The 12918-nt window shown below is 66.8% G+C and carries 14 protein-coding genes; 11 read left to right on the top strand and 3 right to left on the bottom strand.

Going from position 1 to position 12918, the window contains the following annotated elements:
- Positions 1 to 26: 26 nt before the first annotated feature.
- Both AC5P5M_RS12990 and AC5P5M_RS12995 read left to right on the top strand, forming a co-directional pair.
- Positions 27 to 566: a hypothetical protein gene (locus AC5P5M_RS12990; protein WP_065174555.1), complete on the top strand. Its 540-nt coding sequence runs from the start codon at positions 27 to 29 to the stop codon at positions 564 to 566.
- Between the two features lie 77 nt (positions 567 to 643).
- Positions 644 to 1240 carry a YceB family lipoprotein gene (locus AC5P5M_RS12995; protein ID WP_065174554.1) on the top strand — a complete coding sequence of 199 codons (597 nt, stop codon included), beginning with the start codon at positions 644 to 646 and terminating at the stop codon, positions 1238 to 1240.
- Positions 1241 to 1308: 68 nt separating this feature from the next.
- Here the strand turns inward: AC5P5M_RS12995 and AC5P5M_RS13000 are convergent, their stop codons facing one another.
- Entirely contained in the window at positions 1309 to 1851 is a 543-nt protein-coding gene (locus AC5P5M_RS13000) for a type 1 glutamine amidotransferase domain-containing protein (protein ID WP_111186009.1), read from the bottom strand.
- A gap of 132 nt (positions 1852 to 1983) precedes the next feature.
- The gene (locus AC5P5M_RS13005) at positions 1984 to 2451 is read right to left on the bottom strand and encodes an SET domain-containing protein (RefSeq protein WP_053516698.1); all 468 of its coding nucleotides are present in this window, start codon (positions 2449 to 2451) and stop codon (positions 1984 to 1986) included.
- Positions 2452 to 2665: 214 nt separating this feature from the next.
- Between AC5P5M_RS13005 and AC5P5M_RS13010 the strand changes: the two genes are divergently transcribed.
- From AC5P5M_RS13010 to AC5P5M_RS13030, 5 genes are all read left to right on the top strand, one after another.
- The gene (locus AC5P5M_RS13010) at positions 2666 to 3121 is read left to right on the top strand and encodes an SUF system Fe-S cluster assembly regulator (RefSeq protein ID WP_053516656.1); all 456 of its coding nucleotides are present in this window, start codon (positions 2666 to 2668) and stop codon (positions 3119 to 3121) included.
- 18 nt (positions 3122 to 3139) lie between these two features.
- Positions 3140 to 4615 carry a Fe-S cluster assembly protein SufB gene (sufB, locus tag AC5P5M_RS13015; protein WP_495206004.1) on the top strand — a complete coding sequence of 492 codons (1476 nt, stop codon included), beginning with the start codon at positions 3140 to 3142 and terminating at the stop codon, positions 4613 to 4615.
- 65 nt (positions 4616 to 4680) lie between these two features.
- A complete protein-coding gene (sufC, locus tag AC5P5M_RS13020) occupies positions 4681 to 5445 on the top strand; it encodes a Fe-S cluster assembly ATPase SufC (protein WP_053516654.1) in 765 nt (254 codons plus the stop codon).
- The gene (sufD, locus tag AC5P5M_RS13025) at positions 5445 to 6707 is read left to right on the top strand and encodes a Fe-S cluster assembly protein SufD (protein ID WP_065182414.1); all 1263 of its coding nucleotides are present in this window, start codon (positions 5445 to 5447) and stop codon (positions 6705 to 6707) included. Before sufC ends, sufD begins: the two co-directional genes overlap by 1 nt.
- Positions 6704 to 7960 carry a cysteine desulfurase gene (locus AC5P5M_RS13030; protein WP_164151752.1) on the top strand — a complete coding sequence of 419 codons (1257 nt, stop codon included), beginning with the start codon at positions 6704 to 6706 and terminating at the stop codon, positions 7958 to 7960. Before sufD ends, AC5P5M_RS13030 begins: the two co-directional genes overlap by 4 nt.
- Before the next feature lie 213 nt (positions 7961 to 8173).
- On the opposite strand, the gene AC5P5M_RS13035 is transcribed toward AC5P5M_RS13030, so the two are convergent.
- Positions 8174 to 8824 (bottom strand): transposase, encoded by a 651-nt coding sequence (locus AC5P5M_RS13035; protein ID WP_495206005.1) that lies wholly within the window; start codon positions 8822 to 8824, stop codon positions 8174 to 8176.
- A gap of 208 nt (positions 8825 to 9032) precedes the next feature.
- Between AC5P5M_RS13035 and AC5P5M_RS13040 the strand changes: the two genes are divergently transcribed.
- The 4 genes from AC5P5M_RS13040 (at position 9033) to AC5P5M_RS13055 (ending at position 12910) form a co-directional block, all read left to right on the top strand.
- Positions 9033 to 9572, top strand: a complete 540-nt coding sequence (locus tag AC5P5M_RS13040) for a GNAT family N-acetyltransferase (RefSeq protein ID WP_111186002.1) — start codon at positions 9033 to 9035, stop codon at positions 9570 to 9572.
- On the top strand, positions 9569 to 9901 hold the full coding sequence (locus AC5P5M_RS13045; RefSeq protein WP_053516647.1) for a non-heme iron oxygenase ferredoxin subunit: 333 nt from the start codon (positions 9569 to 9571) through the stop codon (positions 9899 to 9901). The genes AC5P5M_RS13040 and AC5P5M_RS13045 overlap by 4 nt, the downstream gene beginning before the upstream one ends.
- Before the next feature lie 149 nt (positions 9902 to 10050).
- Positions 10051 to 10443, top strand: a complete 393-nt coding sequence (locus AC5P5M_RS13050) for a hypothetical protein (RefSeq protein ID WP_053516646.1) — start codon at positions 10051 to 10053, stop codon at positions 10441 to 10443.
- Positions 10444 to 10585: 142 nt separating this feature from the next.
- On the top strand, positions 10586 to 12910 hold the full coding sequence (locus AC5P5M_RS13055; RefSeq protein ID WP_495206006.1) for a catecholate siderophore receptor Fiu: 2325 nt from the start codon (positions 10586 to 10588) through the stop codon (positions 12908 to 12910).
- Positions 12911 to 12918 lie beyond the last annotated feature (8 nt).

The following is a 12918-nucleotide window of genomic DNA, read 5'->3' on the forward strand; positions in this document are numbered from 1 at the left end:
CCAGGTCGCCTCGGGGAGGAGGCACCATGCGCAGGACCCTGCTGTTGCTGATGCCACTGGTGGCGCTGGGCTGTTCCCGGCCGCCCCCCGCAGTGGATATCACCGCCCCGGTCGCCACCAGACCGGATGATGCACGCCGGCAACCGACGGCTGCGGACGATGAGGCTGCACCGCTGCGGCCACCCACCGTCCTCCCGTTGCTGGCTGCAGTGGCCGACGACGCGGAGCCGCCCGGGGACATGCTCAGCCGCTACATGACCGACCTGCTCAATCGCGACCACGCCGCGAGCGACGCTGCCTGGACCTTCCCCCCCGCCGATCCGCGGCGGGCGGATGACGCCGCGCTGCGCCAGCTGGACAACGTGCGCGCCCTGCGCCTGCGCAGCCAGACGCCGGTCGCCGTCGACGGCAAGCTTCCGCCGCAGCTGCTGGAAGTTCCGGTCCAGGTCCGCGCCGTGACCGCCGACGGCACCTTCCGCTTTGGTGGCTGGTATCGCGTGCAGCCCAACGCCGACGGCAGTGCCTGGCAGATCCAGTCGGCGCAGCTGCGGCCCTCTTTGGACTGAACCGCTGCAACGGCATGCACGCTCGATTCAGCCTGCAAAGCTACTCTGTAGCCACCCCGCCCTTTCCGGTCACCGCCATGCGCCTGCGTCCCCTGATGACCCGCCTCGCCGCCGCCACCGTCCTGATCGCCGCTGCGATCGGCGCGCAGGCCGCACCTTCGATTTCCGGCCGCGAACTCTCGGTTGGCGCCAGCGACGTGCAGCAGTACCTGGACGGCAGTTTCCCGCGTACCCAGGATGCACTTGGCGGCCTGATCGCGCTGACGATGAGCCATCCACAACTGAGCCTTCCCGCAGGCGAACGCCTGAACCTGGGCATGGACGTGGCGCTTGCGACCGCCGGCGGCAGTCCGGCCAAGCTCGGTACGGTCAAGCTCAGCAGCGGCCTGCGTTATGACGCCCAGACCCAGGGCTTCCACCTGCAGCAGCCGAGCGTGGACGATTTCACCCCGGCCAATCAGGGCGGCCGCCTCGATTCACGTACCCGTGGGCTGCTCAATGCCTGGCTGAGCGACTATGCGCAGCGTGAACCGATCTACAAGCTTGATCCGGCCGTGGCCGGCATGCTCGGTGCGCTGCAGGTGCAATCGGCACAGGTGAAGAACGGCAAGCTGGTCGTCACCTTCAACCAGAACCTCGGCAACCTGGTGCCTGCGGGCCTGCTCGGCAACTGAGCCGAGCGGCAACACGGTGCCCGGCGGCGTCCAGCGGCCGGGCACGCCACGATGTCAGCTTCGAATCGTCAGGCGGCCAGCGCGCGGACGACGGCCTCGCTGAAGGCGGGAATGTCGTCGGGCTTGCGGCTGGTGATCAGATTGCCGTCCACCACCACCTCGGCATCCTGCCAGCGCGCACCGGCGTTGAGCAGATCCTGCTGCAGTGACGGCCACGAGGTGACCTCGCGGCCGTTGGCCAGATCACTGTTGATCAACAGCCAGGGGCCGTGGCAGATCGCCGCGACCGGCTTGCCGGCCGCCGCCACGTCGCGGATGAAGTCCACGGCGGCCTGATCCGTGCGAAGCGTGTCCGGATTGATCACGCCACCGGGCAACACCAGCGCATCGAACCCTGCCGCGTCGGCTTCGCTCAGGGGGATGTCCACCGCCACCGCCTCGCCCCAGTCCTTCTCTTTCCAGCCTTTGATGGTGGCTTCCTTCGCCGGCGATATCACGCTGACCCGGGCGCCTTCCGCTTCAAGCAGGCGCTTGGGTTCAATCAGTTCGGACTGCTCGAAGCCGTGGGTGGCCAGGATGGCGATCTGTCTGCCTTTGAGGCGCTGGGCCATGAGTGCACTCCCGTTGGTGAGGATGAGCAACCAGCGTGCGGCAACGTGCATTGAAGCGGAGTGACCCGCGTGTCGATGGCAGGTGCATGTCCGCGATGCGGCCGGCGATCGGCCGGCCGTACCCGGTGCCGGTCAGCGCTTGGGCTGCAGCATGGTGCCGGTGCACTTGGGGGAACCGCAGCGGCACTCCCAGATCTTCTTCAGCTTGGCCGTATGGCGCTCGGCCAGGACGATGCCGTAGTTGTAGGTCAGCTCCTCACCGGCGGCGATATCGCGCAGCGCTTCGATGAACACCTTGTCACCACGGCTGTCGCCGTCCGCATCTTCCTCGATCACCGCCTCGCAGTTGGGGTCGCAGCTGTGGTTGATCCAGCGCGCATCGTTGCCCTTGTAATTGGCATCGATCACCCAGTCGTCGTTGAGGGTGAACAGGAAGGTGTGGCCGCTTTCGACGTCACCGCTGTCATCGGCATCGACGTCGCCATGGCTGCGCAGCAGGCCCTTGTACTGGATCACGCGCTCGCCCTGCTTGATCGGGGCCACGGCGAACACACCGTTGCCATGGATGGCGGACTTGCGGGCTTGGATCTTCTTCGGCATCGGCACGGGCTGTTTGCAGCGAAAGGAACCCGGATTCTCGCCCATTCCGGGCAATTGCGAAAATCGTCCCGATGCTCCAGCATGTCGCCCCGATCGTGACTGCGGGTGAACGGCCCCGGCCAGGGTCTCCCAGCGCCGGCTGAATGCCCGGGTTGGATGCCGGCGAAGAAAAGCGTACAATTTCAGTCCGCTTTAAGAACCGCTCGCATCCCCCATGTTGCGCGTCACCAAACTCACCGATTACGCCACCGTCGTGCTGACCGTGCTCGCCGCCCGTCCGGGCGAAGTGCTCAGCGCCACCGAGCTGGCCGAATTCACCGGCCTGGAGCCGCCCACCGTCAGCAAGGTCCTCAAGCCGCTGGCACAGGCCGGCCTGGTCGAGGGCCTGCGCGGCGTCCGCGGCGGCTATCGGCTGACCCGGCCCGCCGTGGAGGTCTCGCTGTTCGAAGTGGTGGAAGCAATGGAAGGGCCGCTGGCCCTGACCGAGTGCAGCCACGACCACCACCAGTGCGGCATGGCGCCCAAGTGCGGCGCGCGCAGCAGCTGGCGGCTGATCAACGACGTGGTCTCCGAGGCCCTTCGCGATGTCAGCCTGGCGCAGATCCTGCCCCCTCTTCCCCTTGTCGATGACGAACAGCGCCGCACCATCGCTGTCGACGTCGTCTCCTGATCCGTAGGCAGCCCCCCCATGGCCACCGAAACCATCGAAACCGTCGCCCACGACGACACCCCCAACCGCGAGATCCATGAGCAGCTCGGCCGCAAGTACTCCGCCGGCTTCGTCACGGACATCGAATCGGACTCGCTGCCCCCGGGCCTGGACGAGGACACCATCCGTGCGCTGTCCGCCAAGAAGGACGAGCCGGAATGGATGACGCAGTGGCGCCTGGACGCCTACCGCCACTTCCTGACGATGCCGATGCCGAACTGGGCCAAGCTGCAGATCGCCCCGATCGACCTGCAGGCGCTCAGCTATTACTCGGCACCGAAGGGCCCGAAGTACGCCTCGCTGGATGACGTGCCCAAGGAACTGCTCGATACCTACGACAAGCTGGGCGTGCCGCTGCACGAGCGCGCCAAGCTGGCCGGTGTGGCGGTGGACGCGGTGTTCGACTCGGTCTCGGTCGGAACCACATTCCGCAAGGAACTGGCCGAGAAGGGCATCATCTTCTGTTCGATGTCCGAAGCCATCAAGGAACATCCGGAACTGGTGCGCCAGTACCTGGGCACCGTGGTGCCGGTCGGTGACAACTACTTCGCCGCGCTCAACTCGGCGGTGTTCTCCGATGGCAGCTTCGTGTTCATTCCCAGGGACGTGCGCTGCCCGATGGAGCTGAGCACCTACTTCCGCATCAACGCCGGCCACACCGGCCAGTTCGAGCGCACCCTGATCGTGTGCGAGGACAAGGCCTACGTGTCCTACCTGGAAGGCTGCACCGCCCCGATGCGCGACGAGAACCAGCTGCACGCCGCAGTGGTCGAGCTGGTGGCGCTGGAAGATGCGGAGATCAAGTACTCCACGGTGCAGAACTGGTATCCGGGCGACGAGAACGGCGTCGGTGGCATCTACAACTTCGTCACCAAGCGCGCCGAGTGCCGCGGCGCACGCAGCAAGGTCACCTGGACCCAGGTCGAGACCGGCTCGGCGATCACCTGGAAGTATCCGTCCTGCGTGCTGCTGGGCGATGACTCGGTCGGCGAATTCCACTCCGTCGCGCTGACCCACCATCGCCAGCAGGCCGACACCGGCACCAAGATGATCCACGTCGGCAAGCGCACCAAGAGCAAGATCGTCAGCAAGGGCATCAGCGCCGGTCGTGGCCAGAACACCTACCGCGGCCTGGTCAAGGTCGACCGCAATGCCGAGGGCGCACGCAACTACACCCAGTGCGATTCGCTGCTGATCGGCAAGCAGTGCGGCGCCCACACCTTCCCCTACATCGAGGTGAAGAACCCGGGCGCCACCGTCGAGCACGAGGCCACCACCTCCAAGATTTCCGACGACCAGCTGTTCTACTGCCGCGCCCGTGGCATCAGCCAGGAAGACGCGGTGTCGATGATCGTCGACGGCTTCTGCAAGCAGGTGTTCCGCGAGCTGCCGATGGAATTCGCAGTGGAAGCCAAGAAGCTGCTGGAAGTCTCGCTGGAAGGTTCGGTGGGCTGAGCCCTGCCCTCGCAACGCATTCTTTTTATCGGCGGGCTGCGGCCCGCCTCACGGAAATTCCCACCATGCTGAAGATCGAAAACCTCCACGCCCGCATCGGCGACAAGGAAATCCTCAAGGGCCTTTCGCTGGACGTCCAGCCCGGCCAGGTGCACGCCATCATGGGCCCGAACGGCGCCGGCAAGTCCACCCTGGGCAACGTCCTGGCGGGCCGAGACGGCTATGAAGTGACCGAGGGCAGCGTCCGGTTCGACGGGGTCGATCTGCTCGACCAGGACCCGGAAGCGCGCGCCGCTGCCGGCCTGTTCCTGGCGTTCCAGTATCCGGTGGAAATCCCCGGCGTGAACAACACCTACTTCCTGCGCGCGGCACTGAACGCACAGCGCAAGGCACGCGGTGAGGACGAACTCGATTCCATGCAGTTCCTCAAGCTGGTACGGCAGAAGCTGGCCGTGCTGCACCTGAAGGACGAACTGCTGCACCGTGGCGTCAACGAAGGCTTCTCCGGTGGCGAGAAGAAGCGCAACGAGATCTTCCAGCTGGCCGTGCTGGAACCGAAGCTGGCGATCCTCGACGAAACCGATTCGGGCCTGGACATCGATGCGCTGAAGAGCGTGGCCGACGGCGTCAATGCGCTGCGCGCCGCCGACCGTTCGTTCCTGGTCATCACCCACTACCAGCGCCTGCTGGACTACATCAAGCCGGACGTGGTGCACGTGCTGGCCGACGGCCGCATCGTCAAGAGCGGTGGCCCGGAACTGGCGCTGGAACTGGAAGCGCACGGTTATGACTTCCTGAAGGACCGGGTCGTGCCCGAGGCGGCGGTCTGATGAGCGCCCTGCTTGATTCCATGGCCCAGGCCTTCTGCGGCAGCGATGCGCGCCGCGAAGTGCTGGATGCAGCCCTGCGTGATGGCCTGCCGGCCGCCCGCAACGAAGCCTGGAAGTACACCTCGCTGCGCCAGCTGGAGCGCCGTGCCTTCGCCGCCGCGCCGCTGTCGCCGCCGGTGCTGGATGTGGCCGTGCTGGAAGACATCCCCGCGCCGCGCCTGGTGTTCGTCAACGGCCGCCTCAGCGACGCACTGAGCGACACCCACGGCCTGCCGGCCGGCGTGCAGCTGGAACCGCTGTCCTCGGCGCTGGCCGCCGGTGAGGATGCCGCGCGTTTCCTCGGCCGCCGCTACGAGCGCAGCGACGAAGTGTTCGCCCGCCTGAATGCCGCCCTGGCCGATGAAGGCGCGGTGCTGCGCGTGGACGACGGCGTGCAGGTCGAGGCACCGCTGCAGCTGGTGTTCGCCAGCGTCGCCGGTGACACCGATCTGGCCTGGCACCACCGCCACCTGATCGAACTGCGTGCCGGCGCCAGCCTGGGCGTGGTCGAACACCGCTTCAGCGTCGGTGACTCCGCCCACCTGGACAACACCGTGCTGCACGTCCACGTTGCGCGCGATGCCGTGCTCAAGCATGCGCGCGTGCAGGCCGGCAGTGCACGCCAGACCAGCATCCTGCGCACCGACGCGGTGCTGGCCCGTGACGCGCAGTATCACCGCGTGGACCTGGAACTGGGCGCCGCGCTCAGCCGCCATGAACTGAACGTACGGCTGGAAGGCGACAACGCGCAGCTGACCGCCAATGGCGTGCTGCTCGGCAATGGCCGCCGCCACGTCGATACCCGCCTGGGCATCGACCACATCGCCCGCGATACCCGTAGCGAGCTGCTGTGGCGCGGCGTGGCCGCCAACCGCAGCCGCGTGGTGTTCCATGGTGGCATCCAGATCCGCGAAGGCGCCGACGGCACCGACGCGAACCTGTCCAACAAGAACCTGCTGCTGTCGGCCGACGCCGAGATCGACACCCAGCCGGTGCTGGTGATCGATGCCGACGAAGTGAAAGCCGCACACGGTGCGACCGTCGGCCAGCTCGATGCGAACGCGCTGTTCTACCTGCGCTCGCGTGGCCTGCCACAGGCACAGGCGCAGGCACTGCTGAGTGCCGCGTTCTGCCATGAGCCGCTGAAGGTACTGCCGGATGCGCTGCGCGAGCAGCTGGCACGCCGCCTGGACAAGGCCCTGGCCGAGGCGGGTGTGGCATGAATCTCTCCACCCCGCGCCCGATCGAGGAACGCGCCAGCGCCCCTGACTGGGATCGCGTGCGTCTCGACTTCCCGCTGCTGATGCGTGAAGTGCATGGCAAGCCGCTGGTCTATTTCGACAACGCCAACACCGGCCAGAAACCGGTGCAGGTGATCGGCGCGGTGGATGAGTTCTATCGCCGCTACAACGCCAACGTCAGCCGCGCGGTGCATGCCCTGGGCAGTGAAGCCACCGATGCCTACGAAGGTGCGCGCAACAAACTGGCGCGCTTCCTCAACGTGCGCCCCAGCGATCTGGTGCTGTGCAGCGGCACCACCTTCGCCATCAACCTGGTGGCATACTCGTGGGCGCTGCCGCGATTGAAGTCCGGTGATGTAATCCTGGTCTCGCGCATGGAGCACCACGCCAACATCGTGCCGTGGCAGCTGGTCGCGCAGCGTACCGGCGCCACCATCCGCGTGGCCGAGATCACCCCGGATGGCGCGCTCGACCTTGATGCGCTGCGTGCGGCCATGACCCCCGAGGTCAAGCTGCTGGCGGTCACCCACGTGTCCAATGTGCTCGGCACGGTCAACCCGGTGCGCGAGATCTGCCGTGAGGCGCGCAAGCGCGGCATCATCACCGTGGTGGACGGTTCGCAGGCCGCACCACACCGCAAGGTCGACGTCGCCGCGATCGGCTGCGACTTCTATGCCATCACCGGCCACAAGATGTGCGGACCGACCGGCACCGGCGCCCTGTGGGCACGCCGCGAGCATCTGGATGCGATGCCGCCGTTCCTCGGCGGTGGCGAGATGATCAAGGAAGTCAGCTTCGACGGCACCGTGTTCAACGATGCCCCGCACAAGTTCGAGGCCGGCACTCCGAACATCGCCGGCTTCATCGGCCTGGGCGTGGCCGCCGACTACCTGCAGGACATCGGCCAGGAGCACGTGGAGGCGCGGGAAGCCGAGCTGCTCGCCCACTTCACCGAAGAGCTGCGCCGCGTCGAGGGCCTGCGCATCATCGGTGAAGCGCCGGAGAAGGCGGCCGTGGTCTCGTTCCTGATCGACGGCGCGCATGCACACGACTTGGCCACCCTGCTCGACCTGGAAGGCGTGGCCGTGCGTTCCGGCCAGCACTGCGCACATCCGTTGCTGCAGTACTTCGGTGTCGCGGCCACCTGCCGTGCCTCGCTGGCGTTCTACAACACGCACGAAGAGATCGAGCAGTTCATGATCGCGCTGACCAAGGTACGTAAGTTGCTCGGCTGACCCGGAACACCGGGGTCAGATCCCTTTCGCATCGCGAAAGCGGCACAGCTGGGGTCACATCCCTTTCGCATCGCGAAAGGGCTCTGACCCCGTCAGCATCCGCGACAACCGTCGCTGCGACTGCAACGCTCCCCGAATCTCCGCCAGATCACCCGCAGGAATGCCCTGCGCAACGAATTCCGCGTAACGCCTACGCCGCCCAGCACACCGGGGTCAGATCCCTTTCGCACCGCGAAAGGGATCTGACCCCATCAGCATTCCCGACAACTGCCGTTGCGACTGCAATGCTCGCCGGATCGCCGCCACATCCGCGGCAGGAATACCTTCCTCGATGAACTCCGCATAGCGCCTGCGCCGTTCATCCAGATCCAAGGCAATCAGCTCGAATGCCGAATGCGGCAAGACCAGCGCATTCGCTCTGCCCTGCGCATTGGCTCGATAGCTCGACCAGCGATAGTGTCCGGCATGCTCCACCCTCCCCGCACGCACCGGGTTGAGCTCGATATAGCGCTGGCAGGCCAGCAGATAGCGATCCGTATCCACCAGCGTGGAATGGAAACGCCCCTCCCACAGGGTTCCAGTGCGGCCCTGCCGATCATTCACCCGGCGCACGTAGGCCCGGTTCACCGCCTGCATCATCCGCGACAGCCCACCGGAAACATCAGGCGTCACCAGAAGGTGGACGTGGTTGTCCATCAGGACATAGGCGTGAATCCGGCAGTGCTGCTGGCCCGCGTGGTGGCACAGCAGGCGCAGGTAGGCGACGCGGTCGCCCTCGCTGAAGAACACGGGCTGGCGATTGTTGCCGCGCTGGACGACATGTTGCGGGTATCCGGGTGCATCGATCCGTGGTGGCCTTGGCATGGGCTCCTCCTGGAAACAAGGGGTCAGAGCCCTTCAATGCGCGAAGGGATCTGACCCCAAGCATCTGCCGATTCAGCGCCCGTGCCAGTCGGTTCATGGTGTGGCGTCGGGTCAGTAGACGCCGGGGTCAGATCCCTTTCGTCGCGCGAAAGGGATCTGACCCCACCTCCCCATTTGCGGCCGCCCACGCCCCACCTAGAATGGCGCCATGAGCACCCTGACCTTCCGCGCCGCTACGTCGGCCGATATCCCCGCCCTCATCTCGCTGGTGACCTCCGCCTACCGGGGTGACGCCAGCCGGGCCGGCTGGACCACCGAAGCCGACCTGCTGGACGGCGCCCGCATCGATGCCGAAGGCATCCAGACCGACCTCGACCGTCCCCGCTCGACCATCCTGCTGGCGGAGCGCGAGGGCCGCCTCGTGGCCTGCGCCCACGTCGCCGATGTCGACGGCAAGGGCTACTTCGGCATGTTCTCGGTCGATCCGGCCCAGCAGGGGGGCGGCGTCGGCAAGCAGCTGATGGATGCGGCCGAAGCCCACGCCGCGCGCGAATGGGGCGTGCCGGTGATGCAGATGACCGTGATCGACGTGCGCGACGAACTGATCGCCTTCTACGAGCGCCGTGGCTACCGCCGCACCGGCATCAAGAAGCCGTTCCCCTACGGCGACGAGCGCTTCGGCATTCCCAAGCGCGACGATCTGCGCTTCGAGATCCTGGAAAAGCCGCTGGCGGGAGCCACCGCATGAGCGACGCGTGGACCTTCGTCTGCGCCGGCAGCGACCTGCTGCCGGGTGAAATGAAGAGCGTGTTCGACGAGGTTACCGGTACGCCGATCGTGGTGTTCAACCTCGATGGCGAGCTGTATGCCCTGGAAGACCAGTGCACGCACGAGGAATTCGAGTTGTCCTCCGGCGAGTTCAACACCACCGAAGGCAGCGTCGAGTGCGTGCTGCACGGTGCCCGCTTCGACGTGCGTGATGGTCGTGCCCTGTGTGCCCCCGCGTACAGCCCGGTCCCCAAGTTCCCGGTCAAGCGCGAGCACGACGCCATCTGGACCCGCGACGACCGGGACTGACCGGCCCATCCGCCCCGCCTGGGAAGGGCCCTGCAGGCGCCCACAGGGCCGCGAGTGGCCAGGTAAAAACCTCCCGCAACACCGAAGATGCGAATCATTATCGTTGCTGTTACTCTACGTAACATCTTCGTAATGCCCATCGCCGCGCCATGGCCTCGCCCGCGCCCATCGCTACGCTCTGCCAGCTTGCCCGCACGGGCGGGCCGCTGTTGGCTGCGCTGCTGCTGGCACTGCTGCTGGGATGGTCGGCGCTGCATGAAGGGTCGCGCAGCTCGCTGGTCACCACGCCGGCGCTGCAGGCGCAGGACAGCCTGCCCGCAGCGCCTTTCGGCACGCCGCCCCGCGAGCAGGCCATGCCACGGGTGGAAGCCGAGCCCGATGACAGCCGGAGCATCAAGTCCCCGCTGCTGCGGCAGTTGTGTGGCCCGCTTCCAGTGCCGCCACCGGTGCCGGCAACCGCGCCGTCACCCTACCCGGCCCCTGCGCTCCCGTCGCGCTACCACTACCCCCCCGGCCAGGCGCCTCCGTCCCTGCTGAGCTGACGCTCTCCCCGGCCGCGCCCGGGCGTCCGGCGCTTGCCGGACCTCCACCTCCGATCCCGCTTCGAGTCCGCTTCCGATCCTGCCTGCCGCGCCGTCATCCGGCACCGGCGGATCGTTCCTGTCCCGCTACCCACCCAGACCCATGAACCCGATCAAGAGCCGCAAGCACGCCTCCCCACTCCGCAACCTGCCGTTGGCGACCGCCAGCCTGGCCGCCGGCCTCGGCCTGGCCACGCTGCCCGCGCTGGCCCACGCCGAAGCGACCGACAATGCCCGCACGCTGGACAAGATCGACGTGCACGCCACACATGGCTACAAGGCCGACAAGGTCGCCTCGCCGAAGTTCACCCAGCGGCTGCAGGACACCCCGCAGACCATCCAGGTCATCACCAGCGACCTGTTCAACCAGCAGGGCGCCACCACCCTGACCGAAGCGCTGCGCAACAGCCCGGGCGTGGGCACCTTCTATGCCGGCGAGAACGGCAACACCACCACCGGCGATGCGCTGTTCATGCGCGGCTTCGACACCTCCAACAGCCTGTTCGTCGATGGCGTGCGCGACCTCGGCTCGATCTCGCGCGACGTGTTCAACATCGAACAGGTGGAAGTGACCAAGGGGCCAGCAGGGACCGACAATGGTCGCTCGGCGCCGACCGGCGCCATCAACCTGGTGAGCAAGCAGGCCACCCTGCAGGACGCCACTTCGGCCAGCGTTTCGCTGGGCAGTGACCAGCAGCGCCGGACGACCGGTGACTGGAACCAGTCGCTGAGCGCGACCAGCGCGCTGCACGTCAACGCGATGTGGCAGGACAGCGACCAGCCCGGCCGCGATCATGTGCAGAACAAGCGCTGGGGCCTGGCCCCGTCGCTGGCGTTCGGCCTGGGCACGGCCACCCGCTACTACCTCAACCTGCTGTACGTGAAGCAGGACAACGTCCCCGACGGCGGCGTGCCGACCCTGGGGCTGCCGGGCTGGACGCCGCAGCCGACGCTCGAAGCGCTGGCCGGGCATCCGGTGGATCCGGAGAACTTCTACGGCACCCGTGCCGACCACGACGACGTGACCGCGAAGATGGCCACGTTCCGCTTCGAACATGATTTCAACGACAGCGTGCGCCTGACCAATACCGCGCGTTGGGGCCGCACCGAGCAGGACTACCTGCTCACCGCCTTCATGGGTACCGGCGCGCTCGGCGCCAATGGTCGTCCGACCGGCAACATCGGCTACACCAACCCGGCCGACCGTTCGACCTACACGATCGCGCGCAGCCTGCCGACCTTCAAGGACCAGCGCAACACCATCCTGACCGACCAGTTGAACCTGCGGGCCGACTTCAGCACCGGCGCCATCGGCCATGCCCTGAGCGCAGGCCTGGAGTTCACCCGCGAAGAACTGGACAGCTACGGCCAGGCGGCCACCGGCGGCACCAGCTGGCCTGCCGCGAACCTGTACGACCCGGACTGGAACGTGACCGGGCTGACCTGGGCGCATAACGGCGCCGATGCCCACGGCAAGACCACCACGTCCTCGGCGTATCTGTTCGACACGCTGGCATTCGGCGACAGCTTCCTGCTGACTGCCGGCGTGCGTGCCGACCACTACAAGACCGAGTACGCCAGCGCCTCGGTCTGCGGCGGCCGGAGTGGCCCCGCCTGCGGCAGCAATCCGGCCGGCACCGTGCTGCGCAACCCCACGCTGGAGGCCTCCGACACTCTGTTGAACTGGAAGCTGGGCGCGCTGTACAAGGTGGGCGACACGGTCAGCGTGTATGCCAACTACGCGATCTCGCAGCAGCCCCCGGGCGGTGCCAACTTCCAGCTGAGCAGCTCGGCCAGCAGCGCCGACAACCCCAAGCTGGACCCGCAGAAGGCCAAGACCTTCGAGGTCGGCAGCAAGTGGGCATTCCTGGATGATGCACTGGCCGTCAACCTGGCGTTGTTCCAGACCGACGTCGACAACGAGATCAATACCACTGTGCTCGACGAGGCCGGCAACCCCACCCAGACCGGCAGCAAGCGCGTGAAGGGCGTGGAGCTGTCCGCCGTGGGCCGCCTGACCGACAACTGGTCGGTGTCGGCCGGCTTCAGCCACCTCGACACCGAAGTGAAGGAAGGCGCCAAGGTCGCTGCCGACGGCACCACCAACCTGACGTACACGCCGGACGATACGTTCACCGGCTGGACCAGCTACACGCTGGCCCACGGCATCACCGTCGGGGGTGGCGTGCGCTACGCCGCCGGCATGCATCGTGGCACCGACGGTGCTGTCGGCACGCCGTCATTCACCAAGTCCTATGTGGTGTACGACGCCGTGGTGTCGTGGGCGGTCAACGAGAACATCTCGCTGCGCTTGAACGGCTACAACCTGTTCGACAAGGCCTACGTGGCCAGCATCAACAAGAGCGGCTACCGTTACACCCCGGGTGCCCCGCGCACCTTCCTGCTCAGCGCGGACATCCGCTTCTGATGTCCTGG

The sequence above is a fragment of the Stenotrophomonas sp. YJH_SMC_106-19 genome (genome assembly GCF_059368375.1).

Bases quoted from the DNA above. Each gene is read 5' to 3' on its own strand.
- AC5P5M_RS12990 (WP_065174555.1), top strand. From the start codon at position 27: ATGCGCAGGACCCTGCTGTTGCTGATGCCACTGGTGGCGCTGGGCTGT.
- AC5P5M_RS12995 (WP_065174554.1), top strand. From the start codon at position 644: ATGCGCCTGCGTCCCCTGATGACCCGCCTCGCCGCCGCCACCGTCCTG.
- AC5P5M_RS13000 (WP_111186009.1), bottom strand. From the start codon at position 1,851: ATGGCCCAGCGCCTCAAAGGCAGACAGATCGCCATCCTGGCCACCCAC.
- AC5P5M_RS13005 (WP_053516698.1), bottom strand. From the start codon at position 2,451: ATGCCGAAGAAGATCCAAGCCCGCAAGTCCGCCATCCATGGCAACGGT.
- AC5P5M_RS13010 (WP_053516656.1), top strand. From the start codon at position 2,666: ATGTTGCGCGTCACCAAACTCACCGATTACGCCACCGTCGTGCTGACC.
- sufB (WP_495206004.1), top strand. From the start codon at position 3,140: ATGGCCACCGAAACCATCGAAACCGTCGCCCACGACGACACCCCCAAC.
- sufC (WP_053516654.1), top strand. From the start codon at position 4,681: ATGCTGAAGATCGAAAACCTCCACGCCCGCATCGGCGACAAGGAAATC.
- sufD (WP_065182414.1), top strand. From the start codon at position 5,445: ATGAGCGCCCTGCTTGATTCCATGGCCCAGGCCTTCTGCGGCAGCGAT.
- AC5P5M_RS13030 (WP_164151752.1), top strand. From the start codon at position 6,704: ATGAATCTCTCCACCCCGCGCCCGATCGAGGAACGCGCCAGCGCCCCT.
- AC5P5M_RS13035 (WP_495206005.1), bottom strand. From the start codon at position 8,824: ATGCCAAGGCCACCACGGATCGATGCACCCGGATACCCGCAACATGTC.
- AC5P5M_RS13040 (WP_111186002.1), top strand. From the start codon at position 9,033: ATGAGCACCCTGACCTTCCGCGCCGCTACGTCGGCCGATATCCCCGCC.
- AC5P5M_RS13045 (WP_053516647.1), top strand. From the start codon at position 9,569: ATGAGCGACGCGTGGACCTTCGTCTGCGCCGGCAGCGACCTGCTGCCG.
- AC5P5M_RS13050 (WP_053516646.1), top strand. From the start codon at position 10,051: ATGGCCTCGCCCGCGCCCATCGCTACGCTCTGCCAGCTTGCCCGCACG.
- AC5P5M_RS13055 (WP_495206006.1), top strand. From the start codon at position 10,586: ATGAACCCGATCAAGAGCCGCAAGCACGCCTCCCCACTCCGCAACCTG.